Origin of the sequence: Marinimicrobium locisalis (assembly GCF_039822625.1) — a bacterium.
Classification (GTDB): domain Bacteria; phylum Pseudomonadota; class Gammaproteobacteria; order Pseudomonadales; family Cellvibrionaceae; genus Marinimicrobium; species Marinimicrobium locisalis.
This window is the reverse complement of sequence record NZ_JBDLLG010000002.1, coordinates 23,188-45,667: the sequence shown is the minus strand read 5'-3', so window position 1 is coordinate 45,667 and position 22,480 is coordinate 23,188. Positions and strand designations below refer to the sequence as shown.

Sequence of the window (22,480 nt, the reverse complement as noted above, 5' to 3'; positions counted from 1 at the left end):
TAAATTAGCGCTATCCATAGCGGAATAATCTGAATGATGCCGATTACAGCGCCGAAGGGAACGCTAACCTTGCTACAATGGCACAATAATCAACAGATTGGCCCCTTATGGCGCAAAACCGTTCCCTATTCATTCTACTAACCGCGATTATCGCGACGTTGGTAGCGATTGCCGCGCACCCTCTTATTCCCGAGAAGGTGCTTTCGGTGGTTCCGAATTCGGATATGGACGTTATTTTCGCGTTGTACGGGGACGGTTCCGAGGGCGGGCCGAGCCACTCTGAGTGGGCCGGGCCCGAGGCAGACCGGGTATGGCGGTGCCGAGTTGAACAGAAGGGGACCTTTGTCTATTGCGGGATGAATATCATTCTGTCCCATCACGCCGTCAAGGGAATGGACCTCACCGGCTACCGGGCGGTGGATCTGCGCCTGGACGTAGACGGTCACAACAAGAAAGTGCAGTTTTTTATGCGCCATTACGATGAGCGCTACTCCACCCCCGAAGACAACAACAGCGCTCAGTTCAATAAATTCGACTTTTTGCCCGGCGAACTCAATGCACCAATTCGGCTGAATTTTGAAGAGCTGACGTTGGCCGACTGGTGGAGCAGCCAGCGAGAGTTGCCTCGCGCCCTGCGCCGACCGGCCTTTCACAATGTGATCGCCATCGGGATTGGTTACTCGGACACCCTTGAGCCGGGCAACTACGACGTAAAAATCGAGCGCATCGCCTTTGTGGGGGACTGGGTCTCGGCCGAGCTGTGGTATTTGAGCATCTTGTTGTGCTGGCTTGGGGGGCTGACCATTGGGGTTATGCGCCAACTGCGGCTACTGGCGTTAAAGGCCCGGCGTCAACGGCGCAGCCTTGATGTGCTCACCAACCGTAACGCCGCTCTGAAGCAGGAGAGCGAGCGTTACAAACAGTTGTCTTCCCGGGACCCGTTGACCGGCGCCTACAACCGTTTCGGTTTTGAGCAGCGTCTGTCAGAGTTGCTTCATTATGACGAGTTTCACCCCCTCGCCCTGATACTGATGGATGTGGATCACTTCAAGCACTTCAATGATACCTACGGTCACGATGCGGGGGACGAGGTTTTGCGGCAGTTAGTGACCTTGCTCAATGAGCACACCCGCCAGCAGGATGTGCTCTGCCGGTGGGGTGGGGAAGAATTTCTTCTCTTGTGCCCGAGCACCACGGCGGAGAATGCCGCGCGCCTGGCGGAAAAGCTTCGTTCGCTGATTGCCGAAGAAAAGCCCGAAGGGAACAAAGTGGCTTATGAGGTGAACTTGACCGCCAGTTTCGGCGTCTGCCAAGTGGGCGAGGGGGAGTCCTATGTCGATGCCTTTGTCCGCGTGGACCGAGCGCTCTATAGCGCGAAACACCAGGGGCGAAACCGCGTCATCCTGGGGGAGCCGGCGGCCCAACTCGAGCCCGGTTGACCAAAACCGGCGGCTCGCATAGGCTTTAGCGGAACCACGGCGACAACGCCGTTGTCTTGCCTCCCTAAACCCAATCGGCAAAAGGATCCCGCATGCATCGTCTCCCCCTGAAGTTTCCTGTCTTTACCACCGTGTTCGCTCTGCTCGCCTTGCTAGTGGGAGCCTGTGCTCACCAGGCCCCCATGGACGTGGCAAAAAGCCAGAATGATCCGCGCCAATACCGTTACCTGCAGCTCGATAACGGCCTGAAAGTGATGCTTGTCCAAGCGCAGGAGACGGAGATGAGCGCCGTGTCTCTCGCGGTCGGGGTGGGCAGTTTCCACAACCCGCTGGAATTCCCGGGGCTGGCGCATTACCTGGAGCACATGCTGTTTCTCGGTACCGAGGATTATCCCGAACCCAACGCCTTGCAGAAATACCTGGAAGACAACGCCGGTTTCGCCAACGCCTACACCAGTAGCGACCACACCAACTACTTCTTCCAGACACCGAATGACTTGCTCGACCCCTCGCTAGACCGGTTCAGTGATTACTTTAAGGCGCCGTTGTTTGATAAAGAGTACAGCGACAAGGAACGCACCGCCGTGCACAACGAGTGGTCCATGGGCAAAAGCCAGGACCCGCGCATTATGTTTCAGCTACTGGGGCTGACCGGCAACCCGGAGCACCCGGCGGCGCGGCTGAGCGTGGGCAACCGGGAGACCCTGCCCGGCGGGCCCGACAGCGGCTTGTACGAGGCGATGCGGGATTTCTATCAGCGCTACTACAAGGCGGAGCTGATGACCCTGACGCTGGTGAGTCAAAAACCCCTTGAAGAGCAGGAAACCCTGGTGCGGGAACATTTCGCGGCGTTGCCGGAAGAGGAGGCGCCCTCGGCCGAGATCACCGAGCCCGGTTTGCCCCCCTCCGCCTGGGGGAAACACATTTACTACCGCCCGCAAAAAGATCTGAAACAGCTGATTCTGGAGTTTCCCATCGACGACAACACCGATCAGTGGCGGGTTAAACCCAACGCGTATCTGCGCAACATTCTCAGCTCCGAGGAACCGGGTACCCTCGGCCACTATTTGCGCGAGCAGAACTTGGCCAACAGCATGGGCGCCGGTGTTCAGTCCGACTTCTTTGGCCAGGACGGCTTTATTCGGATTTTTATCGACGCCACCGACAAGGGCATGGCGCAACGGGATCAGGTGGTGGCTGCCACCCTCGCTTACATTGAGCTTGTCCGTGAGCAAGGCGTGAAACAGCGGTATTACGAGGAGTACCGCACCCTGGCCCAACAAACCTTCAATGAACAGTCCCCGCCCCAGCCCATGCAGCAGGCGGTTCATATCAGCGCCCTGATGCACGACATACCCCCCGCCTATGTCAATTCGGCCAGCGCCCACTTTGAGACGTTTGATCCGCAGGCCATCGAGGTGGTGCTGGAGCAAATGCGCCCGGAGCGACTGCGCCTCTGGCAAGTCAGCCAAAGTGAACCGGTGGATACCGACATCCCCCACTATGACGGCCGCTACTCCGTTGCCAACATTGAGCAGGACACGCTGGCCCAGTGGCAATCCATGGCTCAAGACATTGAGCTGAACCTTCCGCCGGCCAATACCCTGGCGAGCAGTGGTGATCTAGAAGCCGTCGAACACTCCATTCAAAGCTTTACCCAACTGATTGGCGAGCCGGGGCTGGATGTCTGGTTCCGCCACGCGGAGCATCATCAGGACGGAAAGGGCTACCTGCACTTTGTCTGGAATACCGATTTGGGTATTCAGAGCGCGGAACACTTCGCACTGGGTGCCATAATGAATGGCTTGCTGAACGAAAAGAACATGAGCCTGACCGATCGGGCCGGACGCGCGGGTATTAACATTGGTTTTGACCGCTCGGACAGCAACATGCAAAACCTGACCCTCCATGGGCCGGTGAGCAATCACAAGACCCTGGTGAACGAACTGATGGGGGGCGTGGCCGAGCTGAGTTTTACCGAGGCTGAATTCAACCGCCAGCGGGATCGCCTGCAGGAGTGGTTGAGTGGCGAGAAAACCGATGCGCCCATGCACCAGCTGTATCGCTGGCTTGACCGCCGTACCCAACGCTTTGAGTGGGATGTGGGCGCGATTCTGAAGGCCAGCCGGAACATCACGCCCGATGACCTTCGGGCCTACTATCGCCAATGGCGCCAACAGGTGACCCTGCGGTTGTACGCCTACGGCCATTATCAACCGGAACAGATTCGCGCCATGGCGCGCGGTGCCGAACAAGCCCTGGGGCCCAACCGCCAGCCTGGCCCGATTTACGTCACCGAGACTGAGACACCACAGGCGGGTGAACACTGGAGCGTCGAGCGCACGGTGGAGCACAATGATGTAGGTTGGATGCGCGCCTATGTGGCGCCGAGCGAGGAGATGGAACCCTTCGCGGAGTTGTTGTTGCTCAATATGCTGATCAATAACCCCATGTACACTCAACTGCGCACTGAAGAGCAGTGGGGCTATGTGGTCAACGCCGGCGTCACGCGCCTGGGCGAAAAGCCGGCGCTGGTGTTGTTGGTGCAGAGCTCGGAAAAAACACTGCCCGCCATCCAGGGGCGCGTGGAAACATTCTTGGCGGACCATGAATCCACTCTGGCCGAATTGGACGAGGCCCAACTCAATCCGCTGCGCGAATCGCTCGTGGCTCAGCTGACTCAGCAGCCCAACGACTTTGTGCAAGAGGCGAGCCGCTACCGAGGTGATTTCCACCGCAACAACACCGATTTCGACACTCGCGAGCGGCTGGTTGAGGCGTTGCGGGTGGTCACCCCGGAGCAGGTCAAGCAGGCCTATGAGCGGTGGGTGCTGGGCGAGGGCAGCGGCATCATTACGCTGCAGGCCAAGGGCACCGGGTTTGCCGAGGGGGACTTTGCCGAAACGGGTGAGTAGCACCCGTGCTTGACGGGCTACTCGCGTCGCTCAATAACGCTTCACGGGCGGTTCGACGGCCCGTGAAGCGTCACCCCATCATTGGTTTCTTAACGTCGCCAGAACATGGGGCTGAACAACACCAGCAAGGTAAACACTTCAAGACGCCCCAGCAGCATGGCAAACGTCAGAATCCACTTGGCCGGGTTGCTGATGGAACCGTAATTCCCCGCCACATCCCCCATGCCCGGCCCCAAGTTGGTAATGCAGGCGCCCACGGCGGAGAAGGAGGTTTCCAAATCGAGCCCGGTCATTAGCAGCAGCAGGAACATGGCGATATACATCACCACGTACATGGCAAAAAAGCCCCACACGGCTTCAATCACCCGGTTCGGAACCGTAATCTTACCCACCTTTACCGGGATAATGGCATTGGGGTGAATCAGTCGGTTGATCTCCCGTACGCCCTGCTTGTACAGCAGCAGCACCCGTATCATTTTCATCCCGCCGCCCGTGGAACTGGCGCACCCGCCCAGAAAGGCCAAAATAAACAACATATAGGGCAGGAAGGAGGGCCAGTAGTTGAAGTCCGAGGCGAAACCGGCCGTGGTCAGTGTGGAGGCCAAGTTGTAGAAACCCAGCACGACGCTATCGAGAGCGCCGTACTCATGGGTAAAGTAGAGCACACTGACGGTAATGAGGGTGCCGACGATGATCCAGCCCGAATAAAAACGGAACTCCGCATCCGCCAAATAGTGGCGCAGACTTTTCTCCTGCCAGGCGACAAAATGCAGGGCGAAGTTGGCGCCGGCAATCAACATGAAGACGGTACAGATCAGCAAAATGGCGGAGCTGTCATAATAGCGGAGGCTCTGGTCGTGACTGGAAAACCCCCCGTTGGCGACCGTGGAAAAGCTGTGCCCGAGTGCTTCAAACCAGTTCATTCCCGCGAGCTTATAAGCCACAAAGCAGGTAATGGTGAACATAACGTACAACAGGAACAGGGCTTTTGCGGTTTCGGTAATTCGCGGCGTGAGTTTGTTGTCTTTTACCGGCCCCGGCGCTTCGGCGCGGTAGAGCTGCATACCGCCGACGCCCAGCAAGGGCAAAATGGCCACCGCAATCACAATAATCCCGATGCCGCCCAACCACTGCAGCTGGTGTCGGTAGTACAGAATGGAGGGGGGCAGCTGATCCAGCCCGCTAATGACCGTGGCCCCGGTGGTGGTGAGCCCGGAAAGAGATTCAAAAATCGCATCGGTCACCGACAGGTTCAGCCCCATGGAGAAGTACAGGGGCAGGGCACCGAACAGCCCCAGCACAAACCAGAACAGGGCGGTAATCAGAAAGCCGTCCCGCGTGCGCAAATCGTGCCGGCGTCCGCGCACCGGAAACCAGATACCCACCCCCGCGCCGAAGGTCAGAATAAAGCCGATCAGGAACGTGAGGTAATTTTGGTCGTGAAACCAGAGTGAGACGCTGATGGGCACCAATAGCGTCAGGCTGAACAGCATCAGCAATACGCCCAGTACCCTTGCAATGGTGCCAAACTGCATAAGCGTTCCGGAATCAGAAGAAGGTGAAGCCCACCTGGAAAAGCTTTTCCAAGTCGCGAATGTGCTCTTTCTTAAGCAGGAAAACAATGACGTGGTCTTCCGGCTCGACCACCAAATGGTCGTGGGCGATCAAGACTTCACTGGTGTCATCCTCTTTTTCCCGCACGATGGCCCCGATGTTGGCCCCCTCGGGCAGGTCAATATCCTCCAGCGCGCGCCCCACGACTTTGGAGGAGCTTTGGTCGCCGTGGGCGATCAGTTCGATGGCCTCGGCGGCGCCGCGGCGCAGTGAGTGAACGTTGACCATATCGCCCCGGCGCACATGAGTGAGCAGGCTGCCGATGGTTGTGGTCTGGGGAGAAATGGCAATGTCGATTTCACCGCCCTGAACCAAGTCCACGTAGGCGGGGTTGTTGATCAGCGCCATCACCTTCCGCGCGCCCAGCCGCTTGGCGAGCATTGAGGACATAATGTTGGCCTCATCATCATTGGTCAGGGCCAGGAAGACGTCGGTGTCCTCAATGTTCTCCTCCAGCAGCAGGTCCTGGTCCGAGGCGTTGCCCTGTAGCACGATGCTGCGTTCCAGCTGCTCGGACAGTTGCCCGCAACGGCGCTTGTTGTGTTCGAGCACGCGCACGTTGTACTTGCCTTCCAGCTTCTTGGCCAGACGTAGACCGATATTCCCGCCGCCGGCGATAATAATGCGCTTGTAGGCCGTTTCCAGCCGACGCAACTCGCTCATGACCGCGCGAATGTCGTTCTTGGCGGCGATGAAAAAGACTTCGTCATCGGCTTCGATCACCGTGGAGCCGTGGGGCATAATGGCCCGATTGCGCCGGTAGATCGCCGCCACGCGAGTGTCCACATTGGGCATGTGCTGGCGCAGAAAGCGCAGCTCCTGACCGACCAGCGGGCCGCCGTGATAGGCCTTCACCGCGACCAATTGCGCCTTGCCCTGGGCAAAGTCCAGAACCTGGAGCGCGCCGGGTTGTTCAATCAGGCGGTAAACATAGTCGGAAACCAACTGCTCCGGGCTGATCAGCACGTCGATGGGAATGACGCTGTCGGAGAACAGTTTGTCGTAGGTCAGGTAAGCGTTCGAGCGCACGCGGGCGATTTTGGTGGGGGTTCGAAACAGGCTGTGGGCGATTTGGCAGGCCACCATGTTGATTTCATCGTTGCTGGTCACCGCCACCAGCAAGTCCGCATCTTCAATGCCGGCCTGCACCAATATATCCGGGTGAGAGCCTTCGCCGGTGACCACGCCAATGTCGATTCGGTCGCGCAGCTCGCGCAGGCGGACTTCATCGGTGTCGATCACAGTGATGTCGTTGGCTTCGCTGGCCAAATGTTCCGCCAGGCTGCCGCCCACTTGTCCGGCGCCGAGAATAATGATTTTCATAGGCTCGCTATTTCAGGCTGTGCGACTGGAAGGCGCTATTCTGCCTTAATTATCGGTATTTTTCTTCCCGCTCTTGCGCAGTCGAGCGTAGTAAAAGCCGTCGTGCCCACCCAGCTGTGGCAGAAGTTGCCGTCCGCGCGGTTGAGGGAGGCCCCAATCCGCATCGAGGCTATCGCATTGGGCGCTTTCTTCTCTTTGCAGGAACGCCTCTACCACCTGGGTATTCTCCTCGGGCAGAATCGAGCAGGTGGCGTACACCAATACGCCGCCGGGGGCGAGTACCGACCAAAGCGCGTCCAGCAGCCGGCCCTGTAGCGCGCTCAGTCGCTGGATGTCGGCCGCCGAGCGAAGCAGCTTGATATCCGGCTGGCGGCGAAGGATGCCGGTGGCCGAGCAGGGCGCATCGAGCAGAATTCGGTCGAAGGGCTCCCCATCCCACCAATCTTCGGGGCGGGTGCCGTCGCCGCAGACCACCTCGGCGGACAGCCCCAGGCGCGCGAGGTTCTCCCGAACCCGTTCCAAACGGCGTGCCTCGCTATCCAGGGCGACCAGCTGCTTTAGGCCGGGCTCGGTTTCCAGAATGTGGCCGGTTTTCCCGCCGGGGGCGGCGCAGGCGTCCAGCACCCGCTGCCCCGGTGCCAGTTGCAAGAGCCCGGCGCTCAGTTGGGCGGCTTCATCCTGGACGCTCACGCCGCCTTCTTCAAACAGGGGCAGCGTTGTGACGTCGCACGGGGTTTCAATGGTAATACCGACGGGGCTGAACGGGGTGGCGCGCGCGACAATGTCCCGCTCGCTCAGGGTCGCCAAGTAGGGGTCCCGGGGCTGGTGGGCCGGATTCACCCGCAGCGTCAGGGGCGGGTGGGCGTTATTGGCCTCGACAACCGCCGCTTGTTGGTCGGGCCAATGCTTTTTAAGGCGCTTCAGGAGCCAGCCGGGGTGAGCGCTCGCATACCCGGAATCGTCTGTCAGTTCAGCATCAAGGGCGTCCCGCTCTCGCTGAAAGCGACGCAGGACGCCGTTGATCAAGCCTTTGGCCCAGGGCTTTTTGAGCTCCCGGGTGGCTTCGACCGTGGCGCCAATGGCGGCATGGTCGGGAATGCGGGTGAACAGCAATTGGTAGAGGCCGAGTAACAGTAGCGCCTGAACGTCGCTGTCCTTAGGCTTAAGGGGTTTATCCAGCAGCACGCCGAGGTAGACGCTCAGGCGCGGGTACCAGCGGCAAGTACCGTAGGTCAGCTCCTGCAGCAGGGGACCGTCCCGCTCGGGGACTCGTTGTTGATAGTCGGGCAGCAGGCTGGCGAGGGAGCCGCGCTCGCGGAGTAAGTCCGCCAATAGCTTGGCGGCGGCGGTACGGACTTTCATGCGGGGGGCTCCGGTAGGGCGAAGCGGTCGCCGACCTGAAACAGGTCAGCGCGGCCTCTGAGCAGGTCGGCCACGGGCATTGCCTTTTTACCGGGTAACTGTAGTTTCTCCAGGGCCAGAGCCCCTTCGCCGCAGGCTACCACGACGGCGTTCCGGGTGACCTCTGCCACTTCGCCGGGGTCATGCTGGCCGCGTTGGGGCAGGACACTCGTCTGCCAGACCCGGGTAGGGTCTTTTTGATCATTGAGCCGAGTATGGCAAATGGGAAAGGGGGTAAAGGCCCGTACCTGTCTCTCAAGTTCAGGGGCGGGACGGCGCCAATCCAGCGCCGCTTCGGCTTTGGTGATTTTGGGGGCGTAATTGCTCTGGTTGTCGTCCTGGGGCTCAGGCTGGGCAGTGCCCGAGGCGAGTTGGTTCACTGCCTCCAATAGGGCGGGGCCGCCCAGGTCGACTAAGCGGTCATGTAAGTCCCCCGCGGTGTCAGAGGGCGTAATCGGGCAACGGGCCTTCACCAACATGTCCCCAGTATCGAGGCCCACGTCCATTTGCATGATGGTCACGCCGGATTCGGTGTCACCGGCTTCAATGGCTCGTTGAATCGGAGCCGCGCCGCGCCAGCGCGGCAGCAGCGAGGCATGAACGTTGATGCAGCCCAGCCGCGGGGTGTCCAAAATCGCCTTGGGTAATAGCAGACCGTAGGCCACCACGACCATCAGGTCCGCCTCCAGCGCCGCCAACTCGGCCCTGGCCTCTTCGGATTTGAGGCTGCCGGGCTGATACACGGGCAGGTCCGCCTCCAGGGCCAACCGCTTGACTGGGCTGGCCTGAAGCTTCTTACCCCGCCCGGCGGGCCGATCGGGCTGTGTGTAAACACCCACTAACTGATGGTCACCGGCTAGCAGAGCCTTCAGGTGATGGGCGGCAAAATCGGGCGTGCCCGCGAAAACAATTCGCAGGCGCTTGGGGGAATCGGGATGCGACATGGTGTCCGTCTGTATGGGCGGGCCGGGTTCAGGCCTGCAGTCGGTGTTGTTTTTCCAGCTTCTTGCGAATGCGTGAGCGCTTCATCGGGGAGATGTAATCCACGAACAGCTTCCCATTCAGGTGGTCCAGCTCGTGCTGGATGCACACCGCCAGCAGCCCGTCGGGCTCCAGGGTGAAGGGTTCGCCATCCCGCCCGAGCGCCTCGACGCGTACTTTCTCGGGCCGCTCCACCGTTTCGTAAAAGCCGGGCACGGACAGGCACCCTTCGTCGTAAGGGAGCAGGGTTTCCTCGTCCAGCACGGTAACCTGCGGATTAATGAACACCATCGGCTGGCTCTGGTCGTCGCTGACGTCAATCACCACAATTCGCTCGTGCACATTCACCTGGGTGGCCGCCAGGCCCACGCCGGGCGCCGCGTACATGGTTTCGAACATATCGTCCACGAGCTGGCGAATCCGGCTGTTGACCTCGGCGACAGGCTTGGCGACAGTCCTGAGGCGTGGATCGGGGAATTCCAGAATCTCGAGTTTCGCCATAATCTTTGTGACAAACCTCTAGTAAAAGAAGAAAAACCGCTGCTAACATGATGATCGCACAGCGTTTACTTGCTATGCTTGGGGTTCGGCGCTCTATTTCCAATCCCTTGGGGGCCATTCTTGGGGCTTTTCAGGCCTTTGGAAGGGGCCGTTGGAAATACCAAGCGCGCTCGCTGTTAGCACTGTGACAGGATTATAACCGGTTGAGGCCTGTTTACCCTAATTCAATGGCCGCTTTGTGACAGACATTGCATTGCGGTAAACGGGTCTCTCGCACCTCCGGGCCTAACAATACAGGATCGGTTTCTATGAAAAAGTTGATGCTGGGGCTACTCCTGGCCCCGCTGCTCGCCGTGTGGAGCTGGGCGGACGAAGCCGCGTTCCGGAGCGACCACCCGGATGAATACATCGTGGAAAAAGGCGATACCCTTTGGGATATCTCCAACACCTTCCTCAAGAGCCCCTGGCTATGGCCCGAAATCTGGCATGTTAACCAGCAGGTTGAAAACCCCCACCTGATTTACCCCGGGGATGTGATCTACCTGGTCTACGTCGACGGCAAACCCCGCCTGACCTCGGAGCGGCCGGTCAAACTCGCGCCGGGGACCACCAAGCTCAGCCCCAGTGTGCGCGTGTTGCCCAAAGATGAAGCTATCAGCACTATTCCCTTGGACCGTGTCAACGCCTTCCTGTCCCGCAGCCGCATCGTGACCGATGAGCAGCTGAAAGCGGCCCCCTACATGCTCGCCGGTCCGGAGAAGCGCCTGATCGTGGCCGAAGGCGATTATGCGTACGCCCGCGGCGACATCGACCGGGACGTGGCTAACTACGGCGTCTATCGTCGTGAAGAAGCCTATATAGACCCCATTACCGAGGAGTACCTCGGCACCCACGCCATGAACATCGGCACCGTTAACACCGGCACTGTCGAAGGTGACATTACCAAGGTTCAGGTAATGCGCTCGCGCGAAGAGCTGCGCATGGGCGATCGTCTTCTGCCCAGCGAAGAGCGCACCATCGAGCCCAACTTCTACCCCAGCGCCCCGGATAACGAGATTGAGGCGTTGATCATGGCGGTGGAAGGCGGTGTCAGCCAGGTGGGCAAGCTGGATGTGGTCATGGTCAACAACGGTGAGCGCGAAGGTTTGCTGGTGGGCAATGTGCTGGCGGTGTACAAGCGCGGCGAAACCACCCGCGACCCGGTCACCGGTGAAAGCGTCACCCTGCCGGACGAGCGGGCGGGCTTGGTTATGGTCTTTCGAACCTTCGAGAAAATGAGTCTGGCGCTGGTGCTGGAAGCCGAGCGGCCGCTGGCGGTAAACGACAAGCTGCTCAATCCCTGATAAACTGCGTCCCGTTTTGGCGGTCGGTGCTGCCGATCCGCCAAAACGGATGGTCATCGATGGGATGGCCATTGGGTGAAGACACACCCGAAACCTGAGTTCACTTTGTAACGAATTATGTTTTACCGTCATTAAGGACGAACAACGAGGCGTTTATGGAGAAACACCATTATTTTCACTTATTGCTGCAACACCTCCCCGGTGCCGGCGCCGCCCGGCGGGCCCGCTTGCTGGAACGGTTCGGAAACGCGTCCGCGGTTTTTCGCCAAACCCGGGACATGCTCGAACCCTGGCTCAATCCCGAGGCCCTCTCGGCGCTATTCGAGTACCAACACGCCCCCAAAACCAGCCGCCTTTACCAGCGCGCCCAGAAAGATCTGGAATGGTTGATGGACCACCCGGAAGTCTCCCTGATCAGCGTGGAGGATAAAGACTACCCACCGCTGCTCAAAGAAATCCGCCGGGCTCCGCCGCTGCTGTTCGTGCGCGGTTCCGTTCACGCTCTGAGCATGCCCCAGATCGCCATGGTGGGCAGTCGCAACCCCTCCGCGGGCGGGCGGGATAACGCCCGTCAGTTCGCTGCGTTTTTGGCCGGGCGGGGTTTCGCGATTACCAGTGGTTTGGCCCTGGGCGTGGATGGCTTCGCCCATAACGGGGCGCTGGAATCCGAAGGCATCACCATTGGTGTACTGGGCACCGGTATTGACCGGCTCTACCCCGCGCGCCACAAAAAGCTGGCTCAGCAAATTCTCGACAACGGTGGCGCTCTGGTTTCGGAATTCCCCATCAATACCAGCCCACAACCAGCCAACTTCCCCCAACGTAACCGCATCATCAGCGGTCTGAGCGGTGGCACTCTGGTGGTGGAGGCGGCGCTTAAAAGCGGCTCGCTCATTACCGCCCGCTACGCCCTGCAACAAAATCGCGAAGTCTTCGCCATTCCCGGCTCCATCCACAACCCGCTCGCCCGCGGCTGCCACCGCCTGATTCGCGAAGGCGCCACTCTGGTGGAAACCGCCCGGGATATTGTCGAGCAGCTGGGGGGCTACTTGGGGTATCAGGAGTCCCTCTTCAACAACGGCTCCGACCAAGCCGAGATGGACCTGACCAGCGGCGAGCAGCGCGTGCTAGAGGCCCTGGGCCACGACCCCATGGACCTGGACCGTCTCGCCGACCACAGCGAAATGGATGTGGGTGAACTCTCCGCCTGCCTGATTAGCCTGCAACTCAAAGGCGCCGTGGCGGAAACGGCGGCGGGGTTTGAGCGGACGACGCTGGCGAACCAGAGTGCGGGAGTGTAACCAGCTCTATTAAGGTTTGTAATGAAGGGGCAGCCGCACCTGTGACCTGGGTCACAGGTGCGGCGTGAGCAGATTGAGCTGGTGGCGGAAGACGAATACACTTCCTGAGCTTGGAAGTCTCCTCACAAATAAGGATAGTGGATTGAGCCCCCAATATGCCGTTATTGGATAACAAAACCCCCTTCGCCGCCAGCTACCATATTATGCCCAATGCACAGGGGCAGGATGCCGTGTTTTTGGCCGCAAAAGCCACGTTCAATATAGGCGCTTCCTGGACGCTTGCCGACGAGCAAGTTGAGCCCGTGAATGAGGACATTTACTGGGGTGAGCCGGGGAAAAGCAGCCTTAGGTGGCCCAGTGACGTGCACTTGCCCAAGCCGGGAACCGATATCGCGATTCTCGCTCACGCCTGGGCGCCGGAGAAAAAGCCGGTGCGCTCACTGGATGTGCGCGCCCAAGTGGCCGGCCGGGAGCAGACCTTGCGGGTATGGGGTGATCGGGTCTGGCGGGAGGGAGCCGTCGGTGCCCCGGAGCCCTTTGAGTCCGTGCCGATTCGCTATGAATTCGCCTACGGGGGCCGTGCAGCCAACGCCGACGGCGTGCAGGTGAGCTCCCCGGCCAATCCGGTGGGCCGGGGCTTTCATCCGGCCCCTTCCGCTAAAGCGTTGGAAGGCCAACCGCTGCCCAACATTGAATACCCGGACCAGCTGATCAGTCGGCCCGAGGACAAGCCCCGGCCGGCCGGGTTTGGCTTTATCCCTCCATACTGGGAACCGCGCTTCGGGGATTGGGGCACCTATGACGAGCACTGGCAACAAAACCGGGCCCCCTATGTGCCCTTGGATTACCAGCCCAGGGCGCAGCAGGCGGCCCACCCGGATTGGGTGTGGGACGGTTACCTGCAAGGGGGTGAGCCCGTTTACCTGGAGCATATGCACCCCGGCGGGCCGCTGTCGTTTGAGCTTCCCCAGGTCAAACTTGGCGGGCAGGCCGCTTTTTCCGGCCGGCCGAGGCAGGACCTTGCCTTCGTGCTGGATACCCTGGTGATCGATGTCGATGGGATGACGCTATCGCTGACGTGGCAGGCGAGCTGCGTCTGCAATAACGACTTGCACCGCTTGCGCTCTCTGACACTTGGGCTTAAGAGGTAGGGACGCCGATGCCAGCCACCAACCGCCTGACGGCCTTTGCCCATGTGACCGAGCAGCAAGTGGAAGACCTCGCTTTCCTGTGGTTGCTCTGGGACCGGGCCGCGCACCAGCCCGACCAAACGGCGGCCACTCGGGCCAAGCTGGAACGGCGCATGAACGCACACCTGAACGGTTTGGCCGTTAGCCCGGACATCGCTTGGGCCCGCGCCCTGGAGACGGAAGAGACGTGTGATGCCGGGGAGCTTTTCGTCCTGGCCATGCTGGCGTTGGAGCGCGGTGACCCGGCGTCTCTTGCTCGTGTAGTGGCTTTGTCACAAGCCCAGCCCCACGCCCGGCGAGGGCTAGTGTCGGCTTTGGGCTGGCAAAACAGCGCGCGAGTGTATCCGCTGTTAAAGCCCTGGATCGCCAGCGACAACCCCTACGAGCGCTACCTGGCGGTGGCTGCTTGCAGCGTACGACGACTGGACCCCCAGGCGTACCTACAGCGACTGCTGCGCGACCCGGCCAATCGGGAACAACCCGATCTGTACGCCCGGCTGTTGCGGTTGGTGGGGGAGTTAAAGCGGACTGACTTAGTCGCCGAGCTCCGGCCGGCCATGGCAGAAGAGGGGGAGCCCGCCTTTTGGGCGCATTGGTCCGCGCTGATGCTGGGGGAGTCCCGCGCTTGCGCCGGGCTGGCGCCGTTTGTCCTCGACCCGGAGGCCACCCAGCGGCGGGCCATCGACCTGGCGTTTCGGGCTTCGCCGGCCAATCAGGCCTGGGACTGGATCAATCAGTTAGTGAATAGCGGGCAGGATGGCGCCGTGGTCCGAGCGCTGGGCGCGCTGGGGGACCCCCGAGGGGTGAACTGGCTGCTAACCCGCATGGAGGAGCCGGAGCTGGCCAAACAGGCCGCGGAAGCGTTCACCCTGATTACCGGGGTGGACCTGGAGGCGGCGCAATTGACGCAGCTCTCACCGCCGGCCGCGCCAGAGCCTGACGTAATGGCGGTAACGGATTATGAGCACCGCCCCTATCCCGCCCCGGAGAAAGCCCTCCGTTACTGGGGCGGGATCCGCCACCGCTTCACTCCGGGCCAGCGTTATCTGATGGGGGTGCCGGTGGCCGACGCGCCTTTGCAGGCCATTTGGCGGGACGGCTTGCAGCCTCAGCGCCGTGCCGCGGCTATCGAGTGGGCGTTGAGCTCCCCGCAAGCGCCTTACCCCAACCTGAATGCGCCAGTCGGAACGGGAGGTGGGCTGTGACGGCGGTTATCTGTGATCAGAGCTTTGTCACGCCTCTGGGGGCCCATCCGGCCATGTTGGCTTCGGCCATCGCTGCGGGCATGAGTGGGTTTCAACACAGTGACCTGTTTGGTGAACAAACCCCTGTGACGTTTGCGCCGGTGCCCCAGGCCGTGCTGGACGTGCCACTCAAGGCGCCTTTTCCCGGCATGAGCCCGCCGCATATTCGCTTGCTGAAAATCGCCGCCTTTGCACTGGCGGACCTGACGCCCCGGCTGCCGGATACCTCGGTACCGTTGCTTTTGGCGGGGCCGGAGCAATACTATCCGCAAAACCGGGTTAGCCCCCCGTTTATCCAGCACCTGATCAACGCCACGGGCCTTAAACTGGACCGTCGCAACAGCCGCTATTTCGCCGAGGGACGGGCCGGTGGCCTCCGCGCCCTGGGGGCCGCGATGGAATTGCTTGCCCAAGGCGACGTACCCTATGTATTAGTGGGAGGTATCGATACCTTTTGCGACGCCCGTACCTTGAGCGGCCTGAAAAAGCAGTGGCGCCTCTTGGGCGATGCCAGTATCGGCGGAATGGTGCCCGGAGAGGGGGCCGGCTTTCTATTACTGAAGGCGTCCGGCCCTTCCGAAGCCAACGTCGGCCAGTTTGTCCTGGCTCCGCCCCAGTTTGGGTTTGAGCAAGGTCATCTGTTCTCCAGCCAGCCCTATACCGCCGAAACCCTGGCCAATGTGCTGCGCCAGGCGGTGAAAACCCTGGCCACACCCGCCGCGAGCCTTTACAGCTCGGAGAACGGTGAGCACCACTATCAGCGGGAGCTGACACTTGCCCGGTTGCGCCATAAGGGGGCCTTTACGCCCGACCACAAACTGGTCCGCCTCGCGGAGCATGTGGGCGACCTGGGCGCGGCCTTCGCGCCCGTCGCTCTGGCGTTGGCCGCCTCGGAGCCGGAGCCGTCCGGCCCCACAGTGGTGTGTGCTTCCTCGGACTCCGGCCCTCGGGCCGTGGTGTGGGGCTACCCCGGCCATCAATACCCTTCTAGCGACCAGCCTTCTAGCGACGAGAAAGGAACTTAATATGTCTCACAGTGTATTTGCCAACAACATGGGCTTTAGCCACAAAAACAGTGGCGACAAATCCCTCTCCGGCGCCCCGGATATGTGCAAAACGCCCATCGGGTCCAGCACGCCTCCCATTCCCTATATGGTGACCAGCCAGGCGGCCACGCTTAAAAAGGGCAGCAGTAGCGTTCTTATCAGCGGTCAGCCCACGGCGTTGGCCGGTTCCAACCACAGCCAGTGCTCCGGAGATCAACCCGGCACGGCCAAGGGGTTGATATCCGGCTCCACGGGGGACAAAACCGAATTCACCAGCTACTCGTTCGACGTAAAGGTGGAAGGGGAGGGCGTGGTGCGCCACCTGGACGCCACCACCATGAACAAAGCCAACACCATTGGCGTTAACATGGGCATGGCCACCGCCCCCACCAAAATCGATGTGGAAGACAAAGAGCTGGAGGAGGTCTATGCCCTGCGCTTCGAGGCCCTCGACACCCTGGGGCAGCCGGTGAAAGGCATTCCCTATGCCCTGACCCCCAAGGGCGCCAAGCCCGAAAGTTCTCAGGCGGAGACAAAGACCAATGCCTTTGGCCGCTCGGATCTGGCCTCCACCAAGCCGGATGAGCAAATCGACTTCCACATTATTTGGAAAAACGTCAAAGTAAAAAATGAAGGATGACTTGAGGACGGCACTATGCCAAACGATCAGCCGGTAACCGGCACCAATGATACGCCCAACCAGTACTGTCCCATCGATGTGGACTGCGACCTCTTATGGTCTCAGGCTCAGGAATTCTCCTACTTGCGGTTGTCGGATGAGCAGGATAACGGCGACTACGAGCTAATCGGCCTATACGCCGCCCGCGCCCGACGCATCGCCGCCACCTACGCCCGGTTCTATCTGGAAACCGAGGACGGAGGTGATCACGACAAGCGGGGCCGCTACTACTGGATGGCGCTGGGCGCTTTCGCCAGCAAAACCGTTGCATGCCTGCTCGATAAGTGGCAATTGCAAGGCTCCTATTTTTTCGGCTGGCTAACGCGGGATAAAGTTGACAGCCGAAAAATCGCCAATGGCCTGGCCAAGGGCAATCTCTGGCTTTTTAGCGACATCGCACCGGCGCATTGGTTTTATAACAACCATCCAGAGCATTTTTTTGATGGCATGGCTTGCCTGCAACAACGTCATGCGAACAGCCTGCACGAGCCAGTGAAAGAGATACTCAACAGTCTACCCTGGTCTTCTGAATCGCTGGGTGTCATTGACCACTTTGTGCCGTCGGGGGACCTGGTTAAGGGCTTCAGGTATGTGCGAAGTTACGAACAGCAGGGTGGTCGTGAGAACCAGGAAAGGGCCCAAATGAAGCACCTAATGGCGATCGCGGATCATGAGCAAGGCGCCATTTTGCAGCCGTTGATCTACGATGACCCGGCGTTTAGTAGCTGGACGGCCTTCCAGCGCCGTTCCTGGGTGAGGTGGGCTTCGCCCACCTATGAGCTGGTGTTCTCTCATGAGTGCTCTGCTAAGGATGAGGAACTAAAATCGGTGGCTCCCGATGACATGGTGGTTGAAGATTTTGAAAGTCGCATGAAGTGGATTGAAAAAGCTGCAAAAAAATTTGATGGCCTTATGAAAAAGAAATCATCCTATATGCGTTCCGAGATAGCCACTATCGCTCGATGGGTTGATAGTCCCGACGCCAAACATGTGTATTAATTATGCGTTTTATATTGCTTTCGTTTTATGTTCTATTGCTAGGCTGCTCTAGCTCAGAGGAAGGGGATACTATGGCTTCAAAAATATCGGTCAGTATTGGAATGACGGGCAAGGAATTTGTAGAAAAGAATAATCTAGGAGGGTCAGTTCGAGTTGACCGTCAGCCGGCGGGACTAAATTTCTATGAATACGATTGGCCTCTGGATAATCGAGGGACAATCGCTTTTGTTCACGGGGAGTATGGGTTCGAAGTTGACGATGTTCTCAGTATCATGTGTCCGGAAGATGCCGATAGTAAAGAAGGAGGCTTTGAAGATATATCTATTAATTTCGGTTTCGCGGGAGGGGGCGATGTCTCCCACGACGTGGTCAGAAAGGAGTTTTTAGATTTTCTGGAGGAACTGAAATCCCTGGGGTGGACCCGAGTGATTGCTTACTCTGACCCGAGGTTAACGGGGGTGGAGGCGTACAATTTCTATAAAAACGACACCTTCTACAGCTTCCCCCTAGACTACCGGCCAAGCATGGATGAATGGATGGCGCTGGAGGATGCCCAGTGGAGGCTTCGAGCCGATGGTGTTTTTATTGACATAGAATTTCATCGGGACAGTAAGAAGATGGATCCCGAGGGTTTGGGAAGCTATCTGTTCGTAATGAAGATTCAAAGTGCGGAACAATTTGCAAAAGGGCAATTTAAACCCGAGGACCGAGACAAGTGGTCTGACCTCTGGGAAGAGGAAATACGAACGCTCAAGCGTCAGCGCTACAACAAAGAAGATCAGATTAAAAACGCCGGCGGCACCATTGATACGGACTACGAAGACCCGGTTGTTCACCCGAAGGACCCCGTAGAGGTTGAGCAGTAGCCGGCGCACTGGTTGTACAGCCCCCTACCCAGAGCACTCCTTCGACGGCATGGCGTGCCTGCAACAACATGACGCGAACAGTTTGCGCGAGCCAGCGGGAGAGATGCTCAACAGCTTGCCCTGGGCCTCGCCAACCTACGAGCTGGGTCTATTGAAATGAAGTGGCTATTTTTTCTCGCTATATTAATTCTTTGGGGCTGCGAAGGTGACAGAAGAGACAAATTCATGAGTCCAGAAGTAGTTGCTATTCAAATAGGCCAGCCTGGAAAGGAATTTTTAAAAAAGAATGATTTAACCGAAGAGTCATCCGTTCAAAGGCAACCCGCAGGGTTAAATTTCTATCGGCACCGCTGGCCGAGTCAGGCTCGTGGGAGGGTTGAAGTAGAGCATGGAGACCATGGCTTTACTTTGAAGGATGTGATTAGCCTTCAATGTGTTGAGGATCAAGAAAAACCGGAGGAGGGCATTTACTCCTGCTCTGTCAATCTTGGCTTTGCGGGTGGAGGTGAGGTACCACATGAGGCGGTGAGGGACGATTTTTATCGTTTTATTGACACGCTTGTTGCTCTTGGTTGGCGACCCTGGAACCAGCATGACTTGCCAAGACTTAAAGGTAAGGAGGCGTTCTCCTATCTGTTGGAAGGGGGCACCTACATTGCGCCCCTGGACTAAAAGCCGACCCTTGAGGAGTGGATGGCGTTAAAATTCCCTAGCTGGGAGCTATACGCCAACGGCCTACATTTGGGTATTCGGTTTCGCCGAGATCGAAAGCGTATGAATCCTGATGCGCCTGGTTCCTATCTTTTTACCGCAAGCATTGAAACGGCTGAGCAGCGGCTGAAATCCTATATTGCACCTGAAGACCGAGATAACTGGCGCGAACTTCTGGATGATCGCCTTGAAGCCCTTTCCAAGAGCCGTGCGGGAAAAGAGGCTCTACTGGAAGAGCGGGGATTTACGATTGTCAAGCTACCAGGATCCAGAGATATAGGCTAAAAGGATTCGCTATCTAAAACAAAGTGTTCGTGGCCTCTATGGTGTGATGGTTGAAGGTTTCGATGGGTTGATAGTCCCGACGCCAAACATGTGTATTAATCATGCGTTTTATATTGCTTTCGTTTTATGTTCTATTGCTAGGCTGCTCTAGCTCAGAGGAGGGGGAGACTATGGCTTCAAAAATATCGGTCAGTATTGGAATGACAGGAAAGGAATTTGTAGAAAATAATAATCTGGAAGGATCCGTTCGAGTGGATCGTCAGCCGGCGGGACTAAATTTCTATGAATACGATTGGCCTCTGGATAATCGAGGAACAATCGCTTTTGTTCACGGGGAGTATGGGTTCGAAGTTGACGATGTTCTCAGTATCATGTGTCCGGAAGATGCCGATAGTGAAGAAGGAGGCTTTGAAGATATATCTATTAACTTTGGGTTCGCTGGAGGTGGCGACGTTTCTCATGACCTCGTAAGAAGGGAGTTTTTGGATTTTATCGACCACTTGAAGTCATTGGGATGGACGCGCGTAGTCGATTATTCGGACCCAAGGTTAACCGGTGTGGAGGCATACAACTTTCATAAAAATGATCGACTGTACAGTTTTCCTTTGGACTATAGGTTGAATCTAGATGAATGGATGGAGCTAGATGAAAGCACACGTTGGACGGTTTGGGCCAAGGATGTATTTATTGAACTTCGGTTCCATCGAGATGGGGAAAAAATGGATCCAGAAGGGAGGGGTAATTATCTTTTCGTAATGAAAATATCAAGTGCGGAGGATTTTGCTAAGAGTTATGTTAAGCCCGAGGACCGAGACAAGTGGTCTGACCTCTGGGAAGAGGAAATACGAACGCTCAAGCGTCAGCGATACAATAAAGAAGAGCAGATTAAAAACGCTGGCGGCACCATTGATACGGACTACGAAGACCCGATCGTTCACCCGAAGGACCCCGTAGAGGTTGAGCCTTAGCCGGCGCACCGGTTTTACAATCGCCACCCGGAGCCCTACGTCATTCCAGCGTTCGGCTCCGAGGCACACGTCACTTTGGGTGTGAACTTTGGCCCTCCTCCCGGTTCGCGGGTATTGCCTGACCCCTCGGTATCCGTTATTTTGCGCCCTACGTTGATCGCCGCGAGTAATACCATGCAAAACGCTTCCATCTCTCTCAACCCCCGCATTCGTCGAGCCGCCCATCGCATGGCGCGCGGCGCTGTGGTGGCCTACCCCACCGAAGCGGTGTGGGGCCTGGGGTGTGACCCAAACAACCCCGAAGCGGTGGGCCGGATTCTGGCGCTCAAGCAGCGGCCCTGGCAGAAGGGGATGATTCTGTTGGCCGCCGAGATGTCCTACTTTGCGCCGCTGGTGGACCGGCTGGATTCGGGGTTGCGCCAGCGCCTGCAAGAGAGCTGGCCCGGGCCGGTGACTTGGCTGGTGCCGGCGGCGGACCTGGTGCCGGAATGGGTTCGTGGGCAGTTTGAAACGGTGGCGCTTCGGGTAACGGACCACCCGCTCGCGGCGGGTTTGAGCCGAGCCTTTGGGGGCCCGATTATCTCTACCTCCGCCAACCCGGCGGGCAAGCCCGAGGCCCGCACCGCGCTGGAGGTCCGTCGCTACTTCCGTGACCAGTTGGACGACATTACCCCGGGGCGCGTCGGAGGGCGTGCCCAACCCTCCCAAATTCGGGACCTTGTCTCGGGCAAGATATTGCGCTAACGCTTTCTGCCCGAGTCCTTAGTACCCTCTGCGTGCTCGTCTGCCGTCGCTACCGTGGCCGGAAGTGGCGTGCTAGACTCCGCCGCGGCGCGGGAAGGGGCAGCGCCGTCTACGCGTTGAATGGCCCCACGAAAACGGAGAAAACGAATGAAAAAGACCGTATTGGCAACGGCATTGGTGTGCGCCGCTGGGGCTGCCCAGGCCGCTGAGCAGCCGGAATGGAACCAACTGGGCGTTGCCTACCAATCGGCAGAGCTGGGCAACGAAAGCCTGAACGGCTTTGCGTTGACCGGCTCCGCGCTGATTTCCGAGCAGGCCTTTGTGGTGGGTAGTTTCGCCCGCGCCTCGGATGAGGTGCTCCTGTTCGGAGAGTCTATCGACCTTGATTTAGACACCACCTCCTTGGGTTTGGGATTTCGCCACCCGCTATCTGTGAACACGGACTTCTTTGCCGTGGTGTCTTACGAAAAAATAAAAGCGACCGCCTACTATAGAGGGCAGTCCGGCAGTGCGAGCGACAATGGCTTCGGGCTGACCGGCGGCTTTCGGAGCATGCTTAGCGAAGCCTTCGAGGTTAATGGCTCCTTGGGCTACGTTAGCATTGATGACGAGTCCGAAACGACTGTCAGCATTGGAGCGGATTACTACCTGACCCCTACCATTGCCGTTGGTGTGGCTTATTCGACATTTGATGACTTGGATACCACCAGTCTCGGAGTCACCTTCGTCTTCTAGCCCGGTTCGGGTGGGGGCTGTTCCTAGCCCTTCGCCCGACCCCTCGGAGGCGTGCCAAGTCGCCTTTGTGATCTTAGCTGCCAACCCGGTGCCGCCTTCACCCCCGCCCCTGGCGCGAGCCTCATCCAAAAACTGCGAGCACCGTCACATCCCATAGTCCGCCGGACTATTACTCGTTGACTCTGCCGTCCTCCT

The 22,480-nt window shown here is 58.7% G+C and carries 20 protein-coding genes; 15 read left to right on the top strand and 5 right to left on the bottom strand.

Translation table 11 applies throughout. The annotated features are described in order from the left end of the window. The first annotated feature begins 107 nt into the window (after positions 1-107). Together AAE514_RS01985 and AAE514_RS01980 are read left to right on the top strand one after the other, a co-directional pair. Positions 108-1,439 (top strand): GGDEF domain-containing protein, encoded by a 1,332-nt coding sequence (locus AAE514_RS01985; protein ID WP_347329824.1) that lies wholly within the window; start codon positions 108-110, stop codon positions 1,437-1,439. Positions 1,440-1,531: 92 nt separating this feature from the next. Then, positions 1,532-4,354 carry an insulinase family protein gene (locus tag AAE514_RS01980; RefSeq protein WP_347329823.1) on the top strand — a complete coding sequence of 941 codons (2,823 nt, stop codon included), beginning with the start codon at positions 1,532-1,534 and terminating at the stop codon, positions 4,352-4,354. Between the two features lie 89 nt (positions 4,355-4,443). Here the strand turns inward: AAE514_RS01980 and AAE514_RS01975 are convergent, their stop codons facing one another. Genes AAE514_RS01975 through def form a run of 5 tightly spaced genes read right to left on the bottom strand, consistent with a single transcriptional unit; the run spans position 4,444 to position 10,174 of the window. After that, positions 4,444-5,889, bottom strand: coding sequence for a TrkH family potassium uptake protein (locus tag AAE514_RS01975; RefSeq protein ID WP_347329822.1), 1,446 nt, complete (start codon positions 5,887-5,889; stop codon positions 4,444-4,446). A 13-nt stretch (positions 5,890-5,902) separates the two neighbouring features. Continuing rightward, entirely contained in the window at positions 5,903-7,291 is a 1,389-nt protein-coding gene (gene trkA, locus AAE514_RS01970; protein ID WP_347329821.1) for a Trk system potassium transporter TrkA, read from the bottom strand. 45 nt (positions 7,292-7,336) lie between these two features. Further along, positions 7,337-8,653 carry a 16S rRNA (cytosine(967)-C(5))-methyltransferase RsmB gene (gene rsmB / locus AAE514_RS01965; protein WP_347329820.1) on the bottom strand — a complete coding sequence of 439 codons (1,317 nt, stop codon included), beginning with the start codon at positions 8,651-8,653 and terminating at the stop codon, positions 7,337-7,339. Next, a complete protein-coding gene (gene fmt / locus AAE514_RS01960; RefSeq protein ID WP_347329819.1) occupies positions 8,650-9,636 on the bottom strand; it encodes a methionyl-tRNA formyltransferase in 987 nt (328 codons plus the stop codon). Before fmt ends, rsmB begins: the two co-directional genes overlap by 4 nt. 28 nt (positions 9,637-9,664) lie before the next feature. Further along, the gene (gene def, locus AAE514_RS01955; protein ID WP_347329818.1) at positions 9,665-10,174 is read right to left on the bottom strand and encodes a peptide deformylase; all 510 of its coding nucleotides are present in this window, start codon (positions 10,172-10,174) and stop codon (positions 9,665-9,667) included. A gap of 308 nt (positions 10,175-10,482) precedes the next feature. On the opposite strand from def, the gene AAE514_RS01950 reads away from it, so the two are divergent. From AAE514_RS01950 to AAE514_RS01890, 13 genes are all read left to right on the top strand, one after another. Then, positions 10,483-11,517 carry a LysM peptidoglycan-binding domain-containing protein gene (locus AAE514_RS01950; RefSeq protein WP_347329817.1) on the top strand — a complete coding sequence of 345 codons (1,035 nt, stop codon included), beginning with the start codon at positions 10,483-10,485 and terminating at the stop codon, positions 11,515-11,517. Positions 11,518-11,672: 155 nt separating this feature from the next. Then, a complete protein-coding gene (gene dprA / locus AAE514_RS01945; protein ID WP_347329816.1) occupies positions 11,673-12,818 on the top strand; it encodes a DNA-processing protein DprA in 1,146 nt (381 codons plus the stop codon). Between the two features lie 155 nt (positions 12,819-12,973). Beyond that, entirely contained in the window at positions 12,974-13,969 is a 996-nt protein-coding gene (locus tag AAE514_RS01940; protein WP_347329815.1) for a DUF2169 family type VI secretion system accessory protein, read from the top strand. An 8-nt stretch (positions 13,970-13,977) separates the two neighbouring features. Beyond that, positions 13,978-15,213 carry a TIGR02270 family protein gene (locus tag AAE514_RS01935; protein ID WP_347329814.1) on the top strand — a complete coding sequence of 412 codons (1,236 nt, stop codon included), beginning with the start codon at positions 13,978-13,980 and terminating at the stop codon, positions 15,211-15,213. Next, positions 15,210-16,277, top strand: coding sequence for a beta-ketoacyl synthase N-terminal-like domain-containing protein (locus AAE514_RS01930; RefSeq protein ID WP_347329813.1), 1,068 nt, complete (start codon positions 15,210-15,212; stop codon positions 16,275-16,277). Before AAE514_RS01935 ends, AAE514_RS01930 begins: the two co-directional genes overlap by 4 nt. Before the next feature lies 1 nt (position 16,278). Continuing rightward, on the top strand, positions 16,279-16,938 hold the full coding sequence (locus AAE514_RS01925; RefSeq protein WP_347329812.1) for a DUF4150 domain-containing protein: 660 nt from the start codon (positions 16,279-16,281) through the stop codon (positions 16,936-16,938). Positions 16,939-16,953: 15 nt separating this feature from the next. Further along, the gene (locus tag AAE514_RS01920; protein WP_347329811.1) at positions 16,954-17,976 is read left to right on the top strand and encodes a DUF2515 family protein; all 1,023 of its coding nucleotides are present in this window, start codon (positions 16,954-16,956) and stop codon (positions 17,974-17,976) included. A gap of 71 nt (positions 17,977-18,047) precedes the next feature. Continuing rightward, complete coding sequence (locus AAE514_RS01915) at positions 18,048-18,842, top strand: hypothetical protein (RefSeq protein WP_347329810.1); 795 nt, start codon at positions 18,048-18,050, stop codon at positions 18,840-18,842. Positions 18,843-18,998: 156 nt separating this feature from the next. Beyond that, positions 18,999-19,514, top strand: coding sequence for a hypothetical protein (locus AAE514_RS01910; RefSeq protein ID WP_347329809.1), 516 nt, complete (start codon positions 18,999-19,001; stop codon positions 19,512-19,514). Between the two features lie 102 nt (positions 19,515-19,616). Further along, positions 19,617-19,838 (top strand): hypothetical protein, encoded by a 222-nt coding sequence (locus AAE514_RS01905; protein WP_347329808.1) that lies wholly within the window; start codon positions 19,617-19,619, stop codon positions 19,836-19,838. A 170-nt stretch (positions 19,839-20,008) separates the two neighbouring features. Then, a complete protein-coding gene (locus tag AAE514_RS01900) occupies positions 20,009-20,806 on the top strand; it encodes a hypothetical protein (RefSeq protein WP_347329807.1) in 798 nt (265 codons plus the stop codon). A 174-nt stretch (positions 20,807-20,980) separates the two neighbouring features. Beyond that, entirely contained in the window at positions 20,981-21,550 is a 570-nt protein-coding gene (tsaC, locus tag AAE514_RS01895; protein ID WP_347329806.1) for an L-threonylcarbamoyladenylate synthase type 1 TsaC, read from the top strand. A gap of 147 nt (positions 21,551-21,697) precedes the next feature. Then, positions 21,698-22,285 carry an outer membrane beta-barrel protein gene (locus tag AAE514_RS01890; RefSeq protein ID WP_347329805.1) on the top strand — a complete coding sequence of 196 codons (588 nt, stop codon included), beginning with the start codon at positions 21,698-21,700 and terminating at the stop codon, positions 22,283-22,285. Positions 22,286-22,480: the final 195 nt, after the last annotated feature.

What these genes read in the sequence shown, in the direction of transcription:
- AAE514_RS01985 (WP_347329824.1), top strand. Translation starts at nt 108, where the DNA reads ATGGCGCAAAACCGTTCCCTATTCATTCTACTAACCGCGATTATCGCG.
- AAE514_RS01980 (WP_347329823.1), top strand. Translation starts at nt 1,532, where the DNA reads ATGCATCGTCTCCCCCTGAAGTTTCCTGTCTTTACCACCGTGTTCGCT.
- AAE514_RS01975 (WP_347329822.1), bottom strand. Translation starts at nt 5,889, where the DNA reads ATGCAGTTTGGCACCATTGCAAGGGTACTGGGCGTATTGCTGATGCTG.
- trkA (WP_347329821.1), bottom strand. Translation starts at nt 7,291, where the DNA reads ATGAAAATCATTATTCTCGGCGCCGGACAAGTGGGCGGCAGCCTGGCG.
- rsmB (WP_347329820.1), bottom strand. Translation starts at nt 8,653, where the DNA reads ATGAAAGTCCGTACCGCCGCCGCCAAGCTATTGGCGGACTTACTCCGC.
- fmt (WP_347329819.1), bottom strand. Translation starts at nt 9,636, where the DNA reads ATGTCGCATCCCGATTCCCCCAAGCGCCTGCGAATTGTTTTCGCGGGC.
- def (WP_347329818.1), bottom strand. Translation starts at nt 10,174, where the DNA reads ATGGCGAAACTCGAGATTCTGGAATTCCCCGATCCACGCCTCAGGACT.
- AAE514_RS01950 (WP_347329817.1), top strand. Translation starts at nt 10,483, where the DNA reads ATGAAAAAGTTGATGCTGGGGCTACTCCTGGCCCCGCTGCTCGCCGTG.
- dprA (WP_347329816.1), top strand. Translation starts at nt 11,673, where the DNA reads ATGGAGAAACACCATTATTTTCACTTATTGCTGCAACACCTCCCCGGT.
- AAE514_RS01940 (WP_347329815.1), top strand. Translation starts at nt 12,974, where the DNA reads ATGCCGTTATTGGATAACAAAACCCCCTTCGCCGCCAGCTACCATATT.
- AAE514_RS01935 (WP_347329814.1), top strand. Translation starts at nt 13,978, where the DNA reads ATGCCAGCCACCAACCGCCTGACGGCCTTTGCCCATGTGACCGAGCAG.
- AAE514_RS01925 (WP_347329812.1), top strand. Translation starts at nt 16,279, where the DNA reads ATGTCTCACAGTGTATTTGCCAACAACATGGGCTTTAGCCACAAAAAC.
- AAE514_RS01920 (WP_347329811.1), top strand. Translation starts at nt 16,954, where the DNA reads ATGCCAAACGATCAGCCGGTAACCGGCACCAATGATACGCCCAACCAG.
- AAE514_RS01915 (WP_347329810.1), top strand. Translation starts at nt 18,048, where the DNA reads ATGGCTTCAAAAATATCGGTCAGTATTGGAATGACGGGCAAGGAATTT.
- AAE514_RS01910 (WP_347329809.1), top strand. Translation starts at nt 18,999, where the DNA reads ATGAAGTGGCTATTTTTTCTCGCTATATTAATTCTTTGGGGCTGCGAA.
- AAE514_RS01905 (WP_347329808.1), top strand. Translation starts at nt 19,617, where the DNA reads ATGAATCCTGATGCGCCTGGTTCCTATCTTTTTACCGCAAGCATTGAA.
- AAE514_RS01900 (WP_347329807.1), top strand. Translation starts at nt 20,009, where the DNA reads ATGGCTTCAAAAATATCGGTCAGTATTGGAATGACAGGAAAGGAATTT.
- tsaC (WP_347329806.1), top strand. Translation starts at nt 20,981, where the DNA reads ATGCAAAACGCTTCCATCTCTCTCAACCCCCGCATTCGTCGAGCCGCC.
- AAE514_RS01890 (WP_347329805.1), top strand. Translation starts at nt 21,698, where the DNA reads ATGAAAAAGACCGTATTGGCAACGGCATTGGTGTGCGCCGCTGGGGCT.